General features: G+C 49.4%; 17 protein-coding genes and 1 other RNA gene. 14 read left to right on the top strand and 4 right to left on the bottom strand.

Features of this window, described 5'->3' with window-relative positions:
* Positions 1-174: 174 nt before the first annotated feature.
* The gene (locus B153_RS0122385) at positions 175-597 is read right to left on the bottom strand and encodes an EamA family transporter (RefSeq protein ID WP_020598985.1); all 423 of its coding nucleotides are present in this window, start codon (positions 595-597) and stop codon (positions 175-177) included.
* 155 nt (positions 598-752) lie between these two features.
* Here B153_RS0122385 and B153_RS0122380 point away from each other — a divergent pair, with 155 nt between their 5' ends.
* The 5 genes from B153_RS0122380 to B153_RS0122360 all read left to right on the top strand — a co-directional run bounded on the left by B153_RS0122380 (position 753) and on the right by B153_RS0122360 (position 8,102).
* Positions 753-3,263, top strand: a complete 2,511-nt coding sequence (locus B153_RS0122380) for a phosphocholine-specific phospholipase C (protein ID WP_020598984.1) — start codon at positions 753-755, stop codon at positions 3,261-3,263.
* A 106-nt stretch (positions 3,264-3,369) separates the two neighbouring features.
* The gene (gene eat, locus B153_RS0122375) at positions 3,370-4,683 is read left to right on the top strand and encodes an ethanolamine permease (protein WP_020598983.1); all 1,314 of its coding nucleotides are present in this window, start codon (positions 3,370-3,372) and stop codon (positions 4,681-4,683) included.
* 92 nt (positions 4,684-4,775) lie between these two features.
* A complete protein-coding gene (locus B153_RS0122370; RefSeq protein WP_020598982.1) occupies positions 4,776-6,155 on the top strand; it encodes an ethanolamine ammonia-lyase subunit EutB in 1,380 nt (459 codons plus the stop codon).
* A complete protein-coding gene (gene eutC / locus B153_RS0122365; RefSeq protein WP_020598981.1) occupies positions 6,152-6,937 on the top strand; it encodes an ethanolamine ammonia-lyase subunit EutC in 786 nt (261 codons plus the stop codon). Before B153_RS0122370 ends, eutC begins: the two co-directional genes overlap by 4 nt.
* Positions 6,938-7,085: 148 nt before the next feature.
* A complete protein-coding gene (locus tag B153_RS0122360) occupies positions 7,086-8,102 on the top strand; it encodes a Smr/MutS family protein (RefSeq protein ID WP_020598980.1) in 1,017 nt (338 codons plus the stop codon).
* Positions 8,103-8,302: 200 nt separating this feature from the next.
* On the opposite strand, the gene B153_RS0122355 is transcribed toward B153_RS0122360, so the two are convergent.
* Positions 8,303-9,670: a TrpB-like pyridoxal phosphate-dependent enzyme gene (locus B153_RS0122355; protein WP_020598979.1), complete on the bottom strand. Its 1,368-nt coding sequence runs from the start codon at positions 9,668-9,670 to the stop codon at positions 8,303-8,305.
* 139 nt (positions 9,671-9,809) lie between these two features.
* Between B153_RS0122355 and B153_RS0122350 the strand changes: the two genes are divergently transcribed.
* The 4 genes from B153_RS0122350 to rnpB all read left to right on the top strand — a co-directional run bounded on the left by B153_RS0122350 (position 9,810) and on the right by rnpB (position 17,369).
* Entirely contained in the window at positions 9,810-11,228 is a 1,419-nt protein-coding gene (locus B153_RS0122350; RefSeq protein WP_020598978.1) for a DUF4403 family protein, read from the top strand.
* Positions 11,229-11,887: 659 nt separating this feature from the next.
* Complete coding sequence (locus B153_RS0122345) at positions 11,888-15,079, top strand: SusC/RagA family TonB-linked outer membrane protein (RefSeq protein WP_020598977.1); 3,192 nt, start codon at positions 11,888-11,890, stop codon at positions 15,077-15,079.
* 24 nt (positions 15,080-15,103) lie between these two features.
* Positions 15,104-16,750, top strand: a complete 1,647-nt coding sequence (locus B153_RS0122340; protein WP_020598976.1) for a RagB/SusD family nutrient uptake outer membrane protein — start codon at positions 15,104-15,106, stop codon at positions 16,748-16,750.
* Between the two features lie 141 nt (positions 16,751-16,891).
* Positions 16,892-17,369: RNase P RNA component class A (gene rnpB / locus B153_RS36845), an RNA gene on the top strand.
* A 27-nt stretch (positions 17,370-17,396) separates the two neighbouring features.
* On the opposite strand, the gene B153_RS0122335 is transcribed toward rnpB, so the two are convergent.
* Positions 17,397-17,912 (bottom strand): GTP cyclohydrolase II, encoded by a 516-nt coding sequence (locus tag B153_RS0122335; RefSeq protein ID WP_020598975.1) that lies wholly within the window; start codon positions 17,910-17,912, stop codon positions 17,397-17,399.
* A gap of 248 nt (positions 17,913-18,160) precedes the next feature.
* On the opposite strand from B153_RS0122335, the gene B153_RS0122330 reads away from it, so the two are divergent.
* From B153_RS0122330 to B153_RS0122315, 4 genes are all read left to right on the top strand, one after another.
* A complete protein-coding gene (locus B153_RS0122330; RefSeq protein WP_026262365.1) occupies positions 18,161-18,709 on the top strand; it encodes a 30S ribosomal protein S16 in 549 nt (182 codons plus the stop codon).
* Between the two features lie 120 nt (positions 18,710-18,829).
* The gene (gene rimM, locus B153_RS0122325; RefSeq protein ID WP_020598973.1) at positions 18,830-19,417 is read left to right on the top strand and encodes a ribosome maturation factor RimM; all 588 of its coding nucleotides are present in this window, start codon (positions 18,830-18,832) and stop codon (positions 19,415-19,417) included.
* Positions 19,407-20,084: a tRNA (guanosine(37)-N1)-methyltransferase TrmD gene (trmD, locus tag B153_RS0122320; RefSeq protein ID WP_020598972.1), complete on the top strand. Its 678-nt coding sequence runs from the start codon at positions 19,407-19,409 to the stop codon at positions 20,082-20,084. Before rimM ends, trmD begins: the two co-directional genes overlap by 11 nt.
* A 70-nt stretch (positions 20,085-20,154) precedes the next feature.
* Complete coding sequence (locus B153_RS0122315) at positions 20,155-20,787, top strand: NAD(P)-dependent oxidoreductase (protein ID WP_020598971.1); 633 nt, start codon at positions 20,155-20,157, stop codon at positions 20,785-20,787.
* Positions 20,788-20,841: 54 nt separating this feature from the next.
* Here the strand turns inward: B153_RS0122315 and B153_RS0122310 are convergent, their stop codons facing one another.
* A complete protein-coding gene (locus B153_RS0122310) occupies positions 20,842-21,198 on the bottom strand; it encodes a winged helix-turn-helix transcriptional regulator (RefSeq protein WP_020598970.1) in 357 nt (118 codons plus the stop codon).
* A gap of 139 nt (positions 21,199-21,337) precedes the next feature.
* Between B153_RS0122310 and B153_RS0122305 the strand changes: the two genes are divergently transcribed.
* Positions 21,338-22,108 carry a type 1 glutamine amidotransferase domain-containing protein gene (locus tag B153_RS0122305; protein WP_020598969.1) on the top strand — a complete coding sequence of 257 codons (771 nt, stop codon included), beginning with the start codon at positions 21,338-21,340 and terminating at the stop codon, positions 22,106-22,108.
* Positions 22,109-22,135: the final 27 nt, after the last annotated feature.

Here is a 22,135-nt window from a genome sequence, read left to right as displayed (position 1 = left end):
ACGTATACAAAAGTACTCATTTTAGAGCTGACTTTTACCCGGGCGACGGGTTAGTTTGGGACGCGAAGGTTGTGGGTATGGGTATAGTAAACCGCGACGACGCAAAGATTAGCAGATTATTCTTCGCGCCTTTGCGTCCTTGCGGTTTAAATTAATGCGGCATGGCTACCTGATTCAGTCGCGGGAGATAGCGATGATGACGGCTCCAACCCCCATGAGCAAGGCTCCGGCGATGACCTGCCAGTTGACTTTTTCTTTTAGAAAGACCATTGCCAGGATGACCGAAAAGATCAGCGAGCAGTTCGTGATGGGCGATACCTGGGATGCATGGCCTAGCTTCAACGCCCGAAACGAGAACAACGACGACAGGCAGGTGACAATCCCGGCAATGATCAGGTAAACCCAGACGCGTCGTTCGATTCGGGGAATGTCGGCCAGAAGACCCTGCGAGATGACCACGCTCCACGACACAATCAGAATCAGTACCGACTGAATCGCAAACGCCAGACTTGAATCCAGGTGTTTGATACCGGCTTTTGATAGGGTAACAACGATGGCCGCCGAAAGAGCGGCTGACAAGGCGAATACAATCCACATAGCCTTTTTTATAGAGTATATCGTATAAATCAGTAGAGGAGTCGAAATGATTAAAAAAAAGATAAAATTGACTTCACTCTCAGGGTTGTATTTTTGAGGATGTTCTACGGAGCTACCTGTTCAGGGTAGCCAATCACGATCAACAACAGTAACGTATGGATTCCAGACGCGATTTTCTTAAAAAAGCGGCTCTCCTGTCAACGGTTTTTTCGGGCGGATTGCCTGAGTCTATTCAGCGGGCTTTTGCCATTGACCCACAGCCGGGTACCACCTATCTGGATGCCGAACATGTGGTGATTCTGATGCAGGAAAATCGCTCGTTCGATCATACGTATGGCTCCTTGCAGGGCGTTCGGGGGTTCAATGACCCGAGGGCGTTTACGCTGCCGAACAAAAATAAAATCTGGCTTCAGACCAATAAGGCCGGTGAAACTTACGCGCCCTTTCGGCTGAATATTAAAGATACCAAAGCTACTTGGATGCACTCGCTGCCACACTCCTGGGAGAATCAGGTCGATGCCCGCAATGGGGGCAAAATGGATAAGTGGCTGGATGCCAAGCCATCGGGTCACAAAGAATACGCCCATATGCCGCTTACCCTGGGCTATTATGACCGGAACGACATTCCATTTTATTATGCGCTAGCCGATGCCTTTACGGTATGCGATCAGAACTTTTGTTCGTCTCTGACGGGCACAACGCCGAACCGGCTCTATTTCTGGACAGGAACCATCCGGGACCCTCGGGATTCAAAGGCGATGGCGAATGTACGGAACGAAAATGTCGATTACGACGCCGAAGTAAGCTGGACGACGTTTCCCGAACGACTGGAAGATGCGGGCATTTCATGGAAAATCTATCAGAACGAGATCAGCCTGTCGACGGGTTTGCAGGGTGAAGAGGAAGCCTGGCTGGGCAACTTTACCGATAACCCCATCGAATGGTTTTCGCAGTATCATGTCCGATTCCACCCAACGTATTATCCGTTTCTTCAACGCGAAGAAAAAGCCCTGCCCGACCGGATTAAAGCCCTGGAAACGAAGCTGAAAAGCCTTTCTGAAACGGATAAAGCCTATGCCGAAACGGCTCGGGCGTTAAAGCGGCAGCAGGAGTGGCAAAAAGAAGTACAGGCTGATCTGGTGACGTATGCGCCGGAAAAATTTGCTCAGTTGTCGCCCCGGGAAAAAGCGCTGTGTCAGAAAGCGTTTACCAGTAATGTGAACGATCCAGATTATCGGAAGTTAGAAACGCTGAGCTATCAGGATGGCGACACAAAGCGAACGATGCAGGTGCCAAAGGGCGATGTGTTGCATCAGTTTCGGGAGGATGTCAAAACCCGGAAGCTACCAACCGTATCGTGGCTGGTGCCGCCCGAAAACTTCTCCGATCATCCGGGCGCTCCCTGGTACGGGGCCTGGTTTTTGTCGGAAGTGATGGACATCTTGACGCAAAACCCGGAGGTCTGGAAGAAAACGATCTTTATCCTGGCTTACGACGAAAACGATGGTTATTTCGATCATGTACCGCCGTTCGTACCGGCCCACCCCGATAAGCCCGAAACCGGACTAAGCAGTAAAGGCATCGATACAAGGCTGGAATTTGTGACCCAGGAGCAGGAGAATAAACGCAAAAATGGGGGTCGTACCGGACCTATTGGGCTGGGTTTCCGGGTGCCACTGGTGATCGCATCGCCTTGGAGTCGGGGGGGATACGTTTGCTCAGAGGTGTTTGATCATACCTCAACACTTCAGTTTCTGGAGAATTTTCTGAGCCACAAAACGAACAAGACCATCCGGGAATCGAACATCAGCGACTGGCGACGTACGATCTGTGGGGATTTAACCTCGGCGTTTCGGCCTTATCATGGCGAAGCCATCAAGCTGCCCACGTTTGTTGCCAAACAATCATTTCTGGAAGGCATCCATAAAGCCCAGTTCAAAGGCCTGCCCAGTAATTATAAGCAACTGACCGCCGACGAAATCAGTCGGATCAATGACAATCTGCAAACGGCTCCCCTGTTACCGCGTCAGGAGGAGGGAATTCGTGCTTCCTGTGCCTTGCCTTACGAACTGTATGCAGATGGGCAGGTGGTCAATAATCGCTTTATGCTGATGGTAGCGGCCAAAAACGATGTGTTTGGGAAGAAGGCGCTGGGAACAGCGTTTCAGGTCTGTCAGGTACTGCCAAACGATGCCCGTTTTCGATCCTATACCGTGACGGCTGGGGATAGCCTTACCGATACTTGGCCGCTCGACGATCCCTTACATCTGTGCGTTCAGGGGCCCAATGGGTTTTACCGGGAGTTCAAAACCGCAGCCGGAAACCCACCCATTGCTGTGGCCTGTATGTATGAACGGGATGCGAAAAACCAGTTTACGGGCAATGTCGTAGTAAAACTCACCAACACCGATGCTGGCCGAAGCCATACGGTTCAGGTTTTGGATAACAGTTATCAGGCGAAGGAGCAAGTCAAAATCCTGGAAAAAGCTGGCGCAAAAGGCGCTGCACAAACGGTACTTCTGAACCTGAAATCCAGTTATAACTGGTATGATTTTAGTGTGAAAGTGGCTGGTTTTGCCAACTTTGAGCAGCGATACGCCGGGCGGGTAGAAACGGGCAAAACTGGTTTTAGTGATCCGTTGATGGGACGATCGAATAAAGTATAAGAACGAAATTGCTGCCATTATTGGAAAAATCAGAATATTCGTCTGTAATGAATAAACTTTCCGAAATTTTTAAATTTTTCGGAAAGTTGGTTGTATCTTACTCCGTATGACCGACGAATCACAGGGACTCAAAAAAGCATTAAAGCCAATTCATTTGTGGGCTATCGGAGTTGGCCTGGTTATTTCGGGTGAGTATTTTGGCTGGAATTATGGCTGGGGCGTAGCCGGAACTGTTGGCCTGCTGATCGCTACATTGCTCATAACGGCGCTTTATTTTACGTTCATTTTCAGCTTTACCGAGCTGACTACCGCCATTCCGAATGCGGGTGGGCCGTTTGCGTATGCGTTAAAAGCCTTTGGCCCCTGGGGAGCGCTGATAGCAGGCTATGCTACCCTGATCGAATTTCTGTTTGCTACCCCTGCTATTGCCTTAGCGTTGGGCAGTTACATTCATTTCCTGTATCCGGCTGTTCCGGTCCTGGCTGCATCGATTAGTGCGTATATCCTGTTCACGATCATCAATTTGCTGGGTATTCAGGAAGCGGCCTGGTTCTCACTGATTATGACCTTACTCGCCATTGTGGAGCTGCTTGTCTTTATTGGTGTTGTAGCACCCGATTTTAAACTGACAACGTTTTTACATAATCCAATGCCGTTTGGCTGGAGTGGTGTGTTTGCCGCGTTGCCGTTCGCGATCTGGCTTTACGTGTGTCTGGAAGGTATCGCTATGGTGGCCGAGGAAGTCCGCGACGAAAAGAATGCCATTGCCAAAGGCTACATTTCGGCATTGCTTACCCTGACCGTTCTGGCGCTGGCCGTCATGTTTTGCGTAGGGGGGATTGCCGAATGGGAGAAACTCAATCATCTCGATTATCCTTTGCCTGAATCGATTGCCCTGGTCGTTGGACGCGATAATCCACTGACGAAGGCGTTTGCCAGCGTCGGTTTATTTGGCCTGATTGCTTCGTTTCATGGCATTATTATCAGCTATTCCCGCCAGATTTTTGCGCTGGCTCGTAGTGGGTATCTGCCCGGTGTACTGGCCAGGGTCAGTAAGGCTCGCCAGGTACCCTACTGGGCATTGCTATTGGGGGCTGTGCTGGGTAGTATAGCGTTGTGTCTGTTGGATACCAGCAAATTAGTTGTCTTGTCGACGATTGGGGCAGTGGTGGTTTATATTATCAGCATGCTGGCGCTGTTTAAATTACGACAGAGCCAGCCCATGATGAATCGACCCTTTAAAGCGCCGTTTTATCCTCTCTTTCCGGCATTGGCACTGCTACTGGCTGTTATAGCTTTAGCCGCAATGGTCTATTTTTACAGTGAATTAAGTTTACTGTTTTTTGTGGGTCTGATGCTGGTCGGGGGCTTGTTTTATGCATCCGGCTTATATCGATTAAAAGCCTCCCGGCGAGTTTAAAAAACGGGTCATTCAGGGTCATTCAAAAATCAAAGACTACGAATGACGATCGAATGATAATCAATGACCATTGAATAACGATGGAATAAGTAATGGCCTATTCGTATACCATTGGAGGGTTTACATATCGGTTCGACACCTTACGCGAGCTACTGGCAAAAGCAACTCCATTGCGCTCAGGTGATGCATTGGCAGGGCTGGTAGCCGATAGTTACGAAGAGCGGGTAGCTGCTCAGATTGCCCTGGCAGATGTGCCGCTGGCGGTATTTCTGAATGAAGCTGTCATTCCGTACGAAACCGATGAGGTAACTCGCCTGATTATAGATACGCATGATAAAGCCGCTTTTGCCCCAATTAGCCATCTGACGGTAGGCGACCTGCGCGACTGGTTGCTGAGTGATGAGGCTGATACAAGTACCTTACATCAACTTGCCTCGGGACTAACCCCCGAAATGGTGTCCGCTGTATCCAAGCTCATGCGGAATCAGGATTTGATTCTGGTGGCCCAAAAGTGTGAGGTGGTTACCCGGTTTCGGAATACGCAGGGACTACGTGGGCGTATGGCTGTTCGGCTGCAACCCAACCATCCTACCGACGATGCTAAGGGTATAGCGGCCAGCATCATTGATGGGTTGTTGTATGGCAGTGGCGATGCCATGATCGGGATCAATCCGGCTACTGATAGCCCGGCTGCTACCTCCCGACTGCTGTGTATGCTGGAAGAGCTGCGCGAACGATTTGCCATACCGACCCAAAGCTGCGTACTTAGCCATGTGACCACCACCTTACAGTTAATAGAGCAGCAGGTGCCAGTCGATCTGGTTTTTCAGTCCATTGCCGGAACCGAAAAGGCAAACGCCAGCTTTGGGATCAATCTGTCGTTGCTTCAGGAAGCCTACGAAGCCGGTTTGTCGCTGAAGCGGGGAACGGTCGGAACCAATCTGATGTATTTCGAAACCGGACAGGGTAGCGCTTTGTCGTCGGGAGCGCACCATGGTGTCGATCAGCAAACCTGCGAAGTACGAGCTTATGCCGTTGCCCGAGCCTACCAGCCGTTTCTGGTCAATTCGGTAGTTGGGTTTATTGGCCCCGAATATCTTTTCGATGGGAAACAGATCATTCGGGCAGGTCTGGAAGATCATTTTTGTGCGAAGCTGATGGGTTTACCAATGGGCATGGATATTTGTTACACCAATCATGCGCAAGCCGATCAGGATGATATGGATACACTGCTGACCTTGCTGGGTGTAGCAGGGGTTAATTTTATTATGGGTATTCCAGGGGCCGATGATATTATGCTGAACTACCAGTCAACCTCGTTTCATGATGCCCTGTATGCACGTCGGGTACTGGGACTTCGGCCAGCGCCTGAATTTGAGGACTGGCTGCTGCGACAGGGAATTATTGACCAACAGGGCAATCGGCTGTCGAGCCCGATACAAAAGCAGCTTTACACAGCCTGGGTAGGATGAGCGCAACGAACGTAAACGAGGTTAGAAAAGCAGGCGTCGAGCCCGATGAGTGGGAATCGTTAAAAGCCTATACCAATGCCCGAATTGCGTTGGGAAGAACAGGTATTTCGGTGCCGCTTCGCGAATCGCTACAGTTTAAACTGGCGCATGCGCATGCCAAAGATGCGGTGTATTCGGCGTTGGATTTGTCCGACTTGCAGAAGCAGCTGGCGCAGTGCGGGTTGCCGGTTTATTGCGTTCGGAGCCAGGCTATGCATCGGGATATGTACCTCCAGCGTCCCGATCTGGGGCGACTGGTAGACGAACATTCGGTCGAAACACTTCGGCAGCTTAACCGTCCGGCAGTTGATTTGAGTATTATCGTAGCGGATGGCCTTTCGGCGACGGCCATTACGCAAAACGCGGGGCTGGTTGTGCATGGATTGGTCGACAAAGCGAAGCAGGCGGGTTATTCATTGGCTCCCATTGTACTGGTCGAGCAGGGGCGCGTGGCGATTATGGATGTTATTGGCCGTTTACTCAATGCGCGTCTGGCAGTTATTCTTATTGGAGAACGGCCGGGGCTAAGCGCTTTCGACAGCATGGGCGCGTACATGACCTATGCCCCTCGGCCGGGACTGACCGATGAAAGCCGAAACTGCATCTCCAATATCCGGGAGCAGGGTTTAAGGCCCGTTTTGGCCGTCGATAAAATCATGGATCTGATTCGGTCAGCATTTCGCTCACAACTGACAGGCGTTCAATTGAAAGAGGATAGCAATGCAGACAGCCTGCCCACCTAGTTTCAGCGCAGCAGCAAACTATATTCGTCGTAATTAAGATTCTCAGGAGCAATTTCTGTTGATCTGTGTTATACTTTTGAAACCCAAAGATCAATCGCATCGGCATGGCAGATGGCGATCAATGGAAGACTGACAACGAACGAAACGTATGAATATTGGCGATAAAGTCCGGTTGCTCCGGGCAAAAGAACAAGGAGTCGTATCTCGGTTTTTACCCGGCGATATGATTGAAATAGAGATCGAAGATGGCTTTCGGATTCCGGTTATGCGTTCGGAACTGGTACTGGTTTCGCCCCTGGAGGCCGAACGGTTACTGAAAGCGAATCCGTACGATCCCCAGAAAACCATTGCGCCCACAGCGCCCACCATTCTGGCCAATCAGGGAATTTATCTGGCCTTTATTCCCGTCAACGATCGCGAATACACCCTGCATCTGATCAACAATACCGATTGGGAATTTCCGTACCTGATCGGTGAAGAATCGGCGGCTGCTGGGGGAGGAGTGCAGTTTCGGGGTTTGCAAAGTGGGGTTTTAAAGCCAAAGTCCCAGCAGAAAATGAACGATTTGTACGTGCACGCTCAGTTCGAAGCCTGGCCTACGTTTGTGGTGCAGGGACTCTGGTTTCGGGCTGGTAAAACGTCGTTGCGTCAACCGTTCATGAAACGCTTCAAAGCGCGTGCGGCTACACTCTTCAAAGAGAAGGTAAAAGCACCTATTCTGAATCAGCCGGGGTTTCTGACGCAACTGGATGCCGATACCGCCGAGCCCGCACCACCAGCCAGTAACCGGCCCCCACAACCCAAAACCATTCGGCCTGATGAATTGAAAGCCGAAATGCTGAAGCCCAAAGCAGAGCAGACCAGCGTCTCGATCGAACGCCCTACTTCCGTTGTAGATTTACATGTTGAAGCCCTGCTACCCAAAGGAACGGGCAGTCGCACCCCCGCCGATTTGCTGAAACTGCAACTGGAAACCTTCGATAAAGCTCTCGAAAATGCCATTGCGAGTGGCATGAGTGAGATTACCTTTATTCATGGCGTAGGCAGCGGGGCCTTACGAACCGAGTTGCACAAACGCCTGGGTAAGCATCCAAACGTCCGTTTTTTTGAAGATGCTCAGAAACAGAAGTTTGGCTACGGCGCTACGAAGGTTACGATCAAATGAATGAACCTGTTTAAACTTATGCCGCAATAACGCTTTTGTCATGCGAGGAACGAGGGATGACAAAGCACACCCATCAGGAAGCAATTTTTTAAAGTTTAAACAGGTTCAATAATGGATAATCGAGGTTGCCCATATGGGAATTTACCTCGTGGCTGCGCCCACCCTGTTTTACAAGAGGACGCAGCTACGAGGTGAAAAATTTACGAAATAAGTGGAGTATCCAGTTCGGCCAGTGATGCCTGAATTTCTTCGGACGTTACCTCGTGTTCCACCAACTTGCCGGTCAGGTATTGTTCATAGGCACTCATATCGAAATGGCCGTGACCGCACAGGTTGAACAGAATGGTTTTACTTTTTCCTTCTTCTTTGGCTTTCCGGGCCTCCTGCATCACCGTCGCAATGGCATGAGTTGCTTCGGGCGCCGGAATAATACCTTCGGCCCGGGCGAATTGAACGCCTGCTTCGAAGCATTCCAGTTGCTTATACGCTTGAGCCTCAATCAGCCCATCTTTCAATAACTGGCTGACAATGGCCCCAGCCCCATGATACCGTAAACCACCCGCGTGAATGGGAGCCGGAATAAAGTTGTGCCCCAGGGTATACATGGGAATCAGCGGAGTCATCCCGATGGTATCGCCCAGATCATACCGAAACACACCCCGCGTCAGTTTGGGGCAGGAAGCCGGTTCGGCCGCAATACAGCGAATCTGTTTGCCTTCGGTCAGATTGTAGCGAAGGAATGGGAACGAAACTCCGGCAAAGTTTGATCCACCACCAAACGGAGCCACCACAATATCCGGGAAGTCGCCCGCCATTTCGAGTTGCTTAATGGCTTCCAGACCAATCACCGTCTGATGCATCAATACGTGGTTCAGAACCGAGCCGAGGGCATACTTGGTGTTTTCATCCTGCATTGCCAGTTCTACAGCTTCCGAAATAGCAATGCCCAGACTGCCCGGCGAATTCGGGTCATGCGACAAAATTTGCCGCCCGGCGGCTGTCCGCTCCGACGGAGACGGGTATACGGTAGCTCCCCAGGTATTCATCATGATTTTGCGGTAAGGCTTCCCGTCGTAACTGGCGCGGACCATGTACACTTCACAGTCGATACCAAACAACTGACAGGCAAAACTTAAGGCGCTCCCCCATTGACCGGCACCCGTTTCGGTTGTAATGCGTTTTACCCCAGCCTGCTTGTTGTAATACGCCTGTGGTACGGCCGTGTTTGGCTTGTGCGAGCCTGCCGGACTTACCCCTTCGTACTTGTAGTAAATCTTGGCGGGGGTGTCGAGCAGCTTTTCCAGACCGTACGCCCGAAACAAAGGCGTAGGCCGCCAGATTTTATACACATCCCGTACTTCTTCGGGAATAGGTACCCAGGTGTCGGTGGTTACTTCCTGTTTGATCAACTCCATCGGGAAGAGTGGAGCCAGCATATCAGGGCCGATTGGCTCGTGTGTGCCCGGATGAAGCGGTGGAAGTGGCTTGTTGGGCATATCGGCCACAATGTTGTACCAATTTTCGGGAATGTCCGTTTCGGGTAGAATGATTTTTCTAGTCTGAGTCATAATCAACAAACGGCTCTGGCGAGCTGGGTTTTAGGTAAGAACAAATAGGCTAATGCCCAGATTGGGTATCAATAAACGAGGAATAAACGATAAAAAGCAACCAATTGCTGTAAATTAGCTTCTAAATCTGCTATCCGTTATGTATGGTACGTATATGACCCGTCTGGTCATTATCGGGCTACTGCTCAGTAGCCTTAGTTGCCAGACTTCTCAAAAACGTCTTAATCCGAAAGCCCTCAAAGAAGCTTATAACACCACCGAAATGGAAGTCCGTAATGAACGATTTTTATCCACGGTTCATGTCCCTGTATCCATTGCGCTCAGCGATGTAGAGAGGCAGATCAATACACAGGTCAATGGCTTGATTTATGAGGATAATAGCCTGAGCGATAACAACAACGATCAGTTCATGACCAAGGTCTGGAAGCGGGGGACTATTATGGTATCGGCGCAGGACAGTCTGTTTCAGTTTACAGTTCCGTTGCGAATCTGGGTCAAAGCTGGCATTTCCGTTTTAGGGTTCATTCAATACAAAGAAACTGAGTTTGAGATCGACCTGCGATTCAAGTCCAAATTTGACCTTGATCCCGACTGGTCGGTACACACCCAGACCCAGGCCGATGGTTACGGCTGGGTTCGCAAACCAACCGTGAGCGTAATAGGTGTGAATATTCCTATAACGAATATCGTGGGTCGGATTATCGATAAGAATCTGGGGAGCATTACCAAAACCCTCGACCAGCAAATTCGGCGGAATGTTGATTTGCGGACTCCCGTTCTGAAAGCCTGGAATACGCTTCGGGAGCCTTACCTGCTCTCCGAAAAGTACCGGACTTATTTGCAGGTGGTGCCCAAGCGTGTACTCATTACACCCCTGCGATTCGAAGGACGGCTCATCCGGGCCACCATCGGAATAGAAGGCTATACATTAACATCGACCGGCGCCAGGCCGGATGTACGCCCGGTGGTTTCGTTACCCAATCTGACTGTGGTATCGCAGGTGAAGGATGATTTTCAGATTGGCCTCCTGAGTGAAGCCAGCTACCCGGAGGTCGCCCGGATTGCCGCCGAAGAGTTTGTCGGAAAGTCGTTTTCATTCAGTAATGATCGCTACCATATTACCATTACGGGCATGGATTTGTATGGGCAAAATGAACACCTGATTATTAAGGCCGGACTGAAAGGAACCATAAACGGGGATATTTACCTTCGGGGGCGGCCCTATTACGAGCCCAAAGATCAGACGATTTCGCTGAAAGATCTTCAGTACGACCTGGATACGAAAAACATACTGGCTCAGTCGGCGAGTTGGTTGTTAAAAGGCACGTTTGCCCGAACACTCGAAAAGCAACTGACCATTCCGGTTGGCTCACAACTGACCGACATGCAGAAATTGCTGCAGCAACAGCTTACCAATAATCAGTTGGCGAAAGGCGTAGTGATGAATGGCCATATCGACGAGATCAAGCCCGATCAGGTTTATCTGACGCCTACAGCGATGTTGGCTGTCGTCAATGCCAGAGGCCGAATCGATATTAAAGTTGATGGGTTGCAGTAGTGGCTGATGCGGCTAACTCTGCCATGGTAAATCTTATAGCAATAGGTTGATAAGGCCTTCTCTGACTAGCCAACAGGGAAGGCCTTACTGTTTTATAAGAACCTGAACGTATCGGGCAAATTAGATTATCCATATATACGTAGATAGCTGGAGTCAGAAACGAGTGTCAGTAAGTGTCTAAAAAATTGATATATAGTACTAATTTTTTGTTGAACTATAGTTTTATGTTTTGAGAAAAAATATACTGATAAAATTTAAAGTTAAAATACTGTTAAAATTCAATTTATTATTTGGTTTGGTCTATAAAGAACGGTTTGTATGAGTAATTATACTTATACAAACCGTTCTTGCTTTACTGGTGCTTTAATTGCTGAAAATTAAATTTTTCTGCTATTTTATTGTAATAAAGTATTTCTAGTAACCGCAGATGGCTATTATAAATATATAATTATGTGTATAAATAATTGAATAATAATAATTTTTAATCTAATTTTTATATTAAGTATAGGAAAAATTACAGAATTATATTTTGATTTAATGTCTATTGAATGATATAAAAGTTTGTATAATTTTTTTAATACGAAATTTTGAACTGAATACTGTGAAATATACTTTTGTGGAAGTGCTTCTTGCTTAACTGACACTAATCGTACTTGTTTATGGGAAAAAAGTTACTGCTGAGCTTGCTTTTCGTTTGCTCAATTTGCGTCGTTACCTGGGCGCAGGATCGTAAAATTACGGGTAAAGTTACTCAGATCGATGACGGTACTTCCTTGCCAGGTGTATCGGTCGTTCTGAAAGGAACAACCGTCGGAACAGTAACCGACAGCGACGGCGGCTACTCGCTGTCCGTTCCTGCAAAAGGAACATTAATCTTCTCCTTCATCGGCATGATGACCAAAGAGGTGGAATTAGGAGCCTCAACGGTCGTAAACGTGAAATTGTCCAGCGACACCAAGCAACTTTCTGAAATCGTTGTAACAGGAACCGGGGTCGCCACCGATAAGCGGAAACTGGCGATATCGGTTGAGTCGGTATCGGCAAAAGATTTGCCACAGGCTCCTTCAGCGTCTATCGACCAGGCGTTGATTGGTAAAATCGCTGGGGCTCAGATCACCAGCCGGAGTGGTACGCCCGGTGCTGATGTGAACATCCTGCTGCGTGGTATCAATACCATCAACCGGGGTACTTCACCCATGATTCTGATCGACGGAATTCAGATGGGGGCTACCAGTCTGCAAACCATTGATCTGAACTCGATTGAGCGTGTTGAGGTCGTTCAGGGCGCTGCCGCTGCTACCATTTACGGGGCGCAGGGGGCTAACGGAGTTATTCAGTTATTCACCAAAAAGGGTAAGAACGGGCAGTTGAACATCGACATTTCGTCGAGTATCGCTCAGAATACCTATCTGAACGTAGGGGGCGTAAGCAAAGCGATGTATCATGCGTTTGCTACCGATGCCAGCAACAACATCATCGGCTCGTCGGGTAAACCCATTACGTATGATGCTACGAACGGTATCTACTCCGAGAATGTGCAATACAATTCGACTGACCCCACGGCAACCAACAGCAAGCCGTACAACGCGAACCTGCAATACCACGACCATTTTGCGTACTTTTTCAAGCCTGCCAATACAGTCAACAATAGTATAGCCATTTCGGGCGGCAGCCAGAAAGCCGATTTTAGCCTGTCGGTATCGAACAGCCATCAGGAAAGTAACATCATCAACAACGGGTATTTCGATCGGAGTAACTTGACGGCTAACGTTGGTGCTCAGTTGGCCAAAGGATTAACCCTGCGTTCGATCACGCAGTTGGCTTATACCAAAAATACGCTGAAAACCAGCGACCGGACCATTTTGTACGGGATGCTGAACGCGTATCCACTCGCCGATTTTTCGCTGACTACGACCGACGGTTCCATTCCGTTCAATATGAACCAGACCATCGGTATCAATGCGTCGAACCCATCGTATCGGCAGGCCTATACCCGGAACAATGACAATAAGGTCGACATCATCCAGAATATCAACCTGAATTTCAAGTTTCCCAAATTCGTTGAGTTGGATGCCAAGTATGGCCTCAATTTTCAGACGCAAAACCGCGACCTGGAATTTGCGAACCAGTCGAACAATGCGAACGTCAAATACTGGGTAACGCAGGGTTCACAAAACTTTATTTCGAACTATAACACCGCCAACACGGGTGATCTAACGAAATATACGAACAGCAAAATGTTCCAGAACTTTCTGGCTACGGCAACGGCTGTGTTTGACTTGAAAGAAGATTTTGGCTCATCCATCCCGCTTAAGTCGATTACCCAGGCTTTGTTCGATTATCGGAACAGCACCGTGAAGGAGTACACCAGTGCGGCCATCGGTTTGCCAGCCGCGTATGCGCCTTATAATGCCGCCAATACTACCTCCTGGCGGGTATACCGCGATTATCAGGAGCCGTTCATCACCTACGGGTACCTGATCAACCAGCGGTTTGAGTATGGTGATTTCGCCGGTATTTCGGGTGGTTTCCGAAGCGATTACTCGTCGGCCTTCGGTCAGGGTTCCAAGCCCTTTACGTTCCCTCGGGGCGATGCATTTGTGCGTCTGTCAGCGCTGCCTTTCTGGCAAAATAGTGCAGTTAACGGCTTCCTGCCAGAGTTGAAACTGCGGGCGGCTTACGGCCAGGCAGGTATTCAGCCCAAACCATTTGACCGCTACGTGACCATCACACCAACCACAGTCGGTAACACAACGGCGTTTTACTATGCCAATGGGCAAAGTAACCCAGCGCTGGGCGTAGAGGTGTCGCAGGAAATCGAAGTGGGAACCGACATGGTATTCAGCTTATTTAAAGGGTCAAGCTGGCTGAATGGCATTGCTCTGGCGGCTACTTATTGGGATCGGCAGACGAAAGACGCTATTTATTCGGTTGACGTAGCCCCGTCGGTCGGCCTGGGCACGTTGATCGATAATGCCTTCACGCTAGGCTCGAATGGTATTCAGTTCTCGTTGAACTCAACGGTTTACAACGGCTCGGCCCTGAAATGGAATACAACCATCAACTTCGGTAAGCAAAGCTCAAAAATCATTTCGGTTCGGGGCGATGCCCCGGTTGTTGTGACCTCAAATGCCGGTAGCACCAACTATGTACTGAAAGCAGGCGAAAAAATCGGTCAGTTGTATGGTTACAAACTGATTCATAGCGTGGATGCCAAAGATCCGAACGGTAACTTCTTTATCCCACAGGCCGACCAGGAAGCCTACACGGTTGCCAGCAATGGGATTGTGGTCAATAAAGCGACGAAGCAACCCTACTTCACGGCCGATAAGTACAGCTTTGGCGATCCGAACCCGAAATTCAACATGTCGTTCATCAACGACTTCAGCTACAAGAATTTCCTGACGTTCGGCTTCCAGTTCGACTGGGTAGCGGGTAACCACCTCTACAACCAGACTAAAGAATGGATGTATCGCGATGGTATCCACAGTGAGTACGCCAATCCGATCACGATCGATGGCCAAACGGGTGCCTGGACGGCCTTCTATCGGGGTGTGTATGCGCAACGCACGGCAAACGGTACCAAAGATTACTTCTACGAAGATGCTTCGTTCCTGCGTCTGCGGAACATCCAGATCGGACTCGATTTTGCCAAATTGTTTAAAATCCCGGCAACCAAACGACTCCAGCTTGTACTGGCCGGACGTAACCTCTGGACGCTGACCAAATACACGGGCTTCGATCCAGAAATCAGTTCGGGTACGTCGAACTCCGCCTGGGACCGGGGGACCGACCATAGCACGATGCCAAACTTCAAGTCGTATCAGGCTACGTTGAACATTGGATTTTAAGTAACCCACTCAAAAACTTGAACTATGAATAAGTTAAAAATATATGCACTGACGCTGGTTTTTTCGGGGTTCATGGCGTCTTGTAAAGAGCAGCTCCAGGTCGAAAACCCCAACCAACCTTCGTCGCCAGCTCTGAAAACCGAGTCGGGTCTGGTCTCGTTCGGTGAAGGCTTTTACATCACGGGTTTTAAAGATGTAAAGTATTACGATGGGGTGCCCGGTTACTTCTGGTCGGGTGCTATCGGTAATCACGAACTGATGGGCGACGTGATTGGAACGGACATTGCCAACGTATTTATTAATCAGATTGGCTGCCCGAACCAGGTAACGCTCGACGATGGTACCGTACTGGTCAATCCGAACTCACCAAGCAAGCAGATTGATTTCATTCGCATTACGGCCAACGTGAACTCGACAGGTTTCCAGAACTCGACCTATTACGAGTGGGCGTATATGTATAACCTGAACAATGCCGCCAACACCTTGCTGGCCAATATTGACGGGGTTACTTTTACGGGTGAAGCCGACACCAAAAAAGGGGTGCTGAAAGCCTGGGCGTACTGGTGGAAAGGCTATGCTTATTCGCACATCGGTTCCATTTATTATGCAGGTATTATCAACGATAAGGCCAATGGCGAGGTATTGAACGGCACGAACGGCAACTACGTAACCAAAGAAGCAATCATTGCTGAGGCCAACAAAAACTTCGATGCGGCTGCTAAAATTCTGGGCGGTTTGACGGCCAGTGCCGATTACACGGCTACGATGCAGGGTCTGATTCCAAACTTCAACCGCGTAGGTAAAGGGGGAGTGTTAAGCCCGGCCATGTGGGTACGGAACATCAACACCATGAAAGCGCGGAATATTCTGGTAAACACACGGGTGGCGGATATGACCGCAGCCCAGTGGGCCGATATTCTGACGCTGACCAACAGCGGTATTCAGGCTGCTGATCTGGTTTTCACGGGTCGTTCGAACGCAACGGGTGATTTCCTGTCGCCAACTACCGGGACGGTTTCTGGCAAAACGACGGGTGCGAACAATACATACAAAATTTCGGAACGCCTGATTCAGGATTTCAAAACGGGCGACCTTCGCTTGTCGAACAACTTTCAACAACGCAGTTCGGCATATATCGGAGAAACTTCGCGGGGAAATGCTTTCTTCACTCGCTGGAACCTGGTCAACCGGGGGGCGTCTGGTTCAGAAGGGAGTGCATCGGTCATTACCTATTCAAATACCAATGCAGGTGGTTATGAGTTATACATGGCCAGCTCGTATGAAGAGAATCAGTTGATGAAAGCGGAAGCGTTGATGTATACGGGTAAAATCGAAGATGGTTTGGCGTTGATCGACGAAGTGCGGAAGTACCAGGGAGCAGGTTTAGCGGCTGTAGCCGGTACAGGCCTGACACTGGATGCTGCGAAAGAAGAACTCCGTCGTGAGCGTCGGGTAGGCCTTCTCTTCCGTGCCCTGTCGTTCTACGATGCACGGCGCTGGGGTTTACTGGAATCGGGTCGCAAAAATGCCGTTGCTCTTAGCCGGACTGGCGTTGTGAGTACAAAGGCTACCATCACCTACGGCTACCTCGATTATTGGGACGTACCGGATAACGAAATCGCCTACAACCCACCCGTGAGTGGCAGCGCACCCACAAAGAATCCGAAGTAATACAACCTGAATGGATAAGCAAGCTCCCGGTTATATGCAGTTCACTGCAGAAACCGGGAGTTTTTGTTGCTCGATAGTACTGATAGAAAAGGAACAAAAATGAAAACAACAGGTAAAAAGCATACCTTTGTAGCCCCAAACAACCCAGGCTGGCTTATCGCGTCTGCGCGAGCAGATGAGGAAAGTCCGGGCAGCATAGAGCACCCTACTTCCTAACGGGAAGGCGGATGGCTGGGAACGGCCATTCGACAGACAGGGCAACAGAAAACATACCGCCCAGGTTAATGATTGAATGATTGAATTTTGAATGATTGAATAGGCTTGCGCCAACTATTTTCATTCAATCATTCAAAATTCAATCATTCAATCATTAACCTGGGTAAGGGCGAACCGGTGGGGTAAGAGCCTACCGCCCGGTGGGTGACCAACGGGGCACGGTAACCCTTAGGGGCTGAAAGACCAAATAAGCATCGGATGTGCGGCTGCTCGTCGCCTGCGGCCGAAAGGCCAAACCGATGCGGGTAGGTCGAACGAGGTGTCGGGTGACTGGCATCCCAGATAAATGATAAGCCATTCCAATCAGGAAGGACAGAACCCGGCTTATAGGCCTGGGTTGAATGGGGTTTTATAGATGAGAATGGAAAGGCTAGTGCAGGGCTACTGCTTTTGTGCCACTTACCTGAATACCGTGCTGCGTGAGTGTATCCACTTTCTTCGGATTATCGGTCAGCATACAAATTGATCGCACCTTAAGCTCTTTCAGGATTTCGGCGGCTGGCGTATAATCGCGGGCATCTTTTTTGAAACCAACTGCTTCGTACGCATCGGCCTGAGGGAGTCCCAGCCGTTTGTGTTCTACACTTTTCAATAGGGCAAAATGCCCATTGCCCTTTCCTTCCTGAGCCAGCCAGATAACGATGCCGCAGCCTGCCTGCTGGATCAGTTGCTGAGAAATCGCCATCTGTTCCCGGCAATCGCATTCGATGCTGTTGAAGGCATGGCCAAAAAGACAGGAGGAATGCACCCGGCATAATACGTTCTCAGCGCCCATCACATCGCCCATAATAAGCGCAATCGACTCAGTCTGCCCGTTGTAAAAGAGAATTTCGTGGAATTCGCCAAACTTTGTTTTTAAATCGCCTTCGGCAAGTTTGATAATCATAAGCTATTGAGTTTGAAAAAGTATAAGCGTGGACTGTCGGATTCGTACCAGTTCGTTGTGACCTATAAATGTATGGCGTGCAAAAGTAGTCAGCCTGGCGAGAAGAGACTTCATAATAACCTCAAAAACATTGACGGATAATTTGTGCGAATTCAACTACAGAACGAAGTGATTACTAGATTTTTTCGTACCTTTGCGGCCACGTTTTACAGGGAGGTGCGTCCTCCATCAAAACCAAACAAGCACAAATGGCTGTTAAAATTCGTTTAGCGCGTCGTGGACGCAAGAAAAGAGCGATGTACGACATCGTAGTGGCTGAGTCAACTTCCCCACGCGATGGTCGGTTCATTGAAAAAATCGGTACATACAATCCCAACACCGATCCGTCGACGGTTGTATTGAAATCAGAGCGGGCGCTTCACTGGCTCCTGGTCGGTGCACAACCAACCGATACCGCCCGTTCGGTATTGTCGCACGAAGGCATTATGTATCGTAAACACCTGCAGGTAGGTGTAAACAAAGGCGCTATTTCACAGGAGCAGGCTGATGAGAAATTCTCAACCTGGCAAGGTGATAAAGATAGCCGCAAAGCGGGTGCTGCTGATACCAAAGCTCAGACTAAAGAACAGGCTCGTGCTGCTCGTCTGGAAGCTGAGAAAAAGGTAAACGAAGCGCGTGCTGAAGCAATTGCCAAGAAAAACAAAGTAGAAGAGCCTGTAGCAGAAGCTGCTGAAACAACTGAAGAAGCACCAGTTGCCGATGCGCCAGCCGCAGAGGAAACTCCCGCTGCGGAATAGTTTTTCCAGAAATCCTGTTAGGAAAGAGCCTGCTCAGCAATGAACAGGCTCTTTTTATGAGTAACGCGGCTGTAAAGCCGTACTTTTGGCTTTAAAAGCGGCTCCTGGCTGCCATTACCTATGACCAAAGACGATTGTTACCAGGTTGGCCATATCACCAAAACGCATGGCGTTAATGGGGAATTGGTCCTTTTTCTGGATGTTGATCAGCCTGATGAGTATGCCGATCTGGAATCGGTATTGCTGGAAGTGAAAGGGGAACTGATTCCGTATTTTATCGAATCGATTGCTATCGTAAAGGGTAGCCGCGCTATAGTTGCTTTCGAAGATGTAGATACCATTGAACAGGCCGAGCGCTTAATAAACTGTGGGGCTTACCTGCCTTTGAGTGAACTGGAGCCGATAACCGACGAAACCCGATTTTATTTTCACGAAATCGTAGGGTATCAGGTGGTAGATGCCAGTGCCGGTGAACTGGGTATTGTTCAGGGCGTGTATGCCATGAACGCTCAGGACCTGATTACGATGGATTATCAGGGAAAAGAGGTGTTGATCCCAATCAATAGCGACATCGTTCGGACGGTAGACCGCGCCAGCAAAAAGCTCAATGTGGTATTGCCCGAGGGTTTGCTGGACATCTATATGAACGAGACTGGGAAAGATACACCCGAAACGAACGGCGACGAGGACGACACGGATGAGGATTGATATTATTACCTGCTTGCCCAAATTGCTGGAAAGTTTCTTCGCTCACTCGATTTTGCAACGGGCGCAGGCAGGCGGTTATGTAGAAGTGGTGGTGCATGACCTGCGCGATTATACGCTCGACAAGCACCGTCGGGTAGATGATTATGCGTTTGGGGGAGGAGCGGGTATGGTGATACAGATTGAGCCAATTGCACGCTGCATACGGGCTTTACAGGCCGAACGAATCTATGACGAGGTGATTTATATGACCCCCGACGGTGAGCGGCTCAACCAGAAGACGACCAACACGCTTTCGCTGAAGCAGAATCTGATTATACTCTGCGGCCATTATAAAGGTATTGATGAGCGGGCCAGAGAGCTGTTCGTGACCCGTGAAATCAGCATCGGCGATTATGTACTGTCGGGTGGCGAGCTGGCTGCCTGTGTGTTGTCGGATGCAATCATCCGCCTGTTACCCGGTGTGTTGAACGATGAAACATCAGCCCTGACCGACTCGTTTCAGGATAATCTGCTGGCACCGCCAGTCTATACTCGTCCGGCCGAGTTTGAAGGGCACCGAGTCCCCGATATTTTGCTATCAGGCCACGAAGCCAGGATTGATGAATGGCGTTACGAACAGGCAATGGAACGCACCCGCACTCGTCGCCCCGATCTGCTGGAGTCGTAAAAGTATACGAATTACTATATAAACTGAATGGCTGATTTTGCGTTATACATACCAGGATCAGTCATTTTTTATGCAAGTATTAGTCGTAGGGGCCACAGGAGGAACTGGAAAACAGGCAGTGGAGCAGGCCCTTCAGCGTGGACATTATGTAACAGCTTTTGTCCGCGACCCATCCAAATTAGAGTATCAACACCCCAATCTAACTGTTTTCACAGGTGATGTATTGAACCCGGAAACCTTATTACCAGCCGTTCGGCGCCAGGATGCGGTTATCTGTGCCTTGGGTAGCCGGCCCGGTCAGAAGGACGAGACCGTAGCACAAGGCACCGTCAATCTGATGGAAGTCATGAAACGCTGTGGGGTTCAGCGGCTATTGGTGGTTTCTTCCTTAGGAGTGGGTACAAGCTATGAAGAGGCTCCTTTACCCAGTAAATTGATCATCAAAACACTTCTGAAAGGGGCCATCGATGAAAAAGAAAAGCAGGAAAAGGCCATCCGGGAAAGTAGCCTCGACTGGCTGATTGCCCGGCCAACCCGCCTGACAGACGGCCCTTTGACCGGACAGTATCGTCTGGGCGAACACCTGCCTTTTTCAACGTTCTCTCTGCCCAGTATTAGCCGGGCCGATGTCGCTACTTTCCTGCTGGATCAGTTGGATCGGGATGACTATCTGCATCGGGCTGTTACCATAACCGGAAAATAATACGGACATGTGCTGGGGAAAGGCGAGCTAACGATTTATTGTCGAGATGTTCCGTTATTGAGGTTTACGCTCTTCAATTCCATATTCATCCATCAATTCCCGCCCAAACTGCCGGATGGTTTCGATAACAGGAATCACCCGTCGGCCTTTCTCCGTAATCGTATACTCAACGCGAGGAGGCACTACCGGGTACACGGTACGCGTCACAAACCCGTGTTCTTCCAGTTCGCGTAACTGGGTTGTCAGCATCTTATGGCTGATATGGGGCAGGTATTTTTTGAGTTCACTATAGCGCATAACCTGCTTGTTGAGTCGCCAGAGAATAGGCATTTTCCAGGTACCGCCAATATGAGCCATGGCAAACTCCACAGGGTTATAGTAGAGCTTACCCTTATGTAGAAAGTCAGGCATAGGTATAAGTGGTTAATAATCAGATGCTCTCTAAAAGGAGAGTATCACACTTCGGCGTATATATATTTACAAAGGTATGTAAGGCGTCTACTTTTGTTCAGGTCAATCGACAACAATTTTTACTGAACAACTGAAGCTTATGAGCCTCAAAGACCCGAATCTTGTCAATACCCGACACCCTAAGCGTGTCGCCATTGTGCTTTCTAACCCGGCCGTTTCGACCACAACCGGCTGGCCGGTTGGTTTCTGGTGGAGCGAACTCACGCATCCCTACTATGAATTTGCAGAGAAAGGATATGAAGTAGAAATTTTCAGTCCGGATGGTGGTAAATGTGAGCCCGATGCCATGAGCGATCCCAACGATGCGAGTGGGTATTCGTCCTCTGATCTTATCTCGCAGGGTTTCATTCATACCGAAAAATTACGTACCCTGGTCGATACAACAAAACCGATTGCCGAACTCAACGTAGCTGATTTTGATGCATTGGTGGTAGCAGGCGGACAGGCCCCGATGTTTACCTTCGAAAACGCGACTGATTTGCAACAAAAGTTTGTCGAGTTTTACGAGAGTGGTAAAGTAACCTCGGCGCTCTGTCATGGTACGGCTATTTTACGCTACGCCAGGCTGAGTAATGGCGAGTATCTGGCCAAAGGAAAAACCGTAACGGGCTTTGCCAATGTCGAAGAAGACTTTGCGGACAATGCCGTATGGAATTATGGTCTGCTTCCCCGCGATGCGCATGTTATGCCCTGGCGTATTGAAGACGAACTGAAGAAGCTGGGGGCCAATTATGTGCAGGCGGGCCTATGGCGTGGCTTCGCCATTCGCGACGGAAACCTGATAACAGGTCAGCAGAACTTTAGCGGTGCCGAAACGGCCCGCGCCATCATTGAAGCGCTGGGCGAATAGCTCCGTAATGCGTGTAAGGGTATATGG

The sequence above is a fragment of the Spirosoma panaciterrae DSM 21099 genome (genome assembly GCF_000374025.1).
Classification (GTDB): domain Bacteria; phylum Bacteroidota; class Bacteroidia; order Cytophagales; family Spirosomataceae; genus Spirosoma; species Spirosoma panaciterrae.
Note: the sequence above shows the minus strand (reverse complement) of the source record. Positions and strands in the feature narration are given on the sequence as shown.

Excerpts from the sequence above, each read along its gene's own strand:
- B153_RS0122310 (WP_020598970.1), bottom strand. The coding sequence starts at position 21,198 with ATGCCTGACTTTCTACATAAGGGTAAGCTCTACTATAACCCTGTGGAG.
- B153_RS0122305 (WP_020598969.1), top strand. The coding sequence starts at position 21,338 with ATGAGCCTCAAAGACCCGAATCTTGTCAATACCCGACACCCTAAGCGT.
- B153_RS0122380 (WP_020598984.1), top strand. The coding sequence starts at position 753 with ATGGATTCCAGACGCGATTTTCTTAAAAAAGCGGCTCTCCTGTCAACG.
- B153_RS0122340 (WP_020598976.1), top strand. The coding sequence starts at position 15,104 with ATGAATAAGTTAAAAATATATGCACTGACGCTGGTTTTTTCGGGGTTC.
- B153_RS0122350 (WP_020598978.1), top strand. The coding sequence starts at position 9,810 with ATGTATGGTACGTATATGACCCGTCTGGTCATTATCGGGCTACTGCTC.
- B153_RS0122360 (WP_020598980.1), top strand. The coding sequence starts at position 7,086 with ATGAATATTGGCGATAAAGTCCGGTTGCTCCGGGCAAAAGAACAAGGA.
- B153_RS0122315 (WP_020598971.1), top strand. The coding sequence starts at position 20,155 with ATGCAAGTATTAGTCGTAGGGGCCACAGGAGGAACTGGAAAACAGGCA.
- rimM (WP_020598973.1), top strand. The coding sequence starts at position 18,830 with ATGACCAAAGACGATTGTTACCAGGTTGGCCATATCACCAAAACGCAT.
- B153_RS0122370 (WP_020598982.1), top strand. The coding sequence starts at position 4,776 with ATGGCCTATTCGTATACCATTGGAGGGTTTACATATCGGTTCGACACC.
- B153_RS0122355 (WP_020598979.1), bottom strand. The coding sequence starts at position 9,670 with ATGACTCAGACTAGAAAAATCATTCTACCCGAAACGGACATTCCCGAA.
- B153_RS0122345 (WP_020598977.1), top strand. The coding sequence starts at position 11,888 with ATGGGAAAAAAGTTACTGCTGAGCTTGCTTTTCGTTTGCTCAATTTGC.
- B153_RS0122330 (WP_026262365.1), top strand. The coding sequence starts at position 18,161 with ATGGCTGTTAAAATTCGTTTAGCGCGTCGTGGACGCAAGAAAAGAGCG.
- B153_RS0122385 (WP_020598985.1), bottom strand. The coding sequence starts at position 597 with ATGTGGATTGTATTCGCCTTGTCAGCCGCTCTTTCGGCGGCCATCGTT.
- B153_RS0122335 (WP_020598975.1), bottom strand. The coding sequence starts at position 17,912 with ATGATTATCAAACTTGCCGAAGGCGATTTAAAAACAAAGTTTGGCGAA.
- eat (WP_020598983.1), top strand. The coding sequence starts at position 3,370 with ATGACCGACGAATCACAGGGACTCAAAAAAGCATTAAAGCCAATTCAT.
- trmD (WP_020598972.1), top strand. The coding sequence starts at position 19,407 with ATGAGGATTGATATTATTACCTGCTTGCCCAAATTGCTGGAAAGTTTC.
- eutC (WP_020598981.1), top strand. The coding sequence starts at position 6,152 with ATGAGCGCAACGAACGTAAACGAGGTTAGAAAAGCAGGCGTCGAGCCC.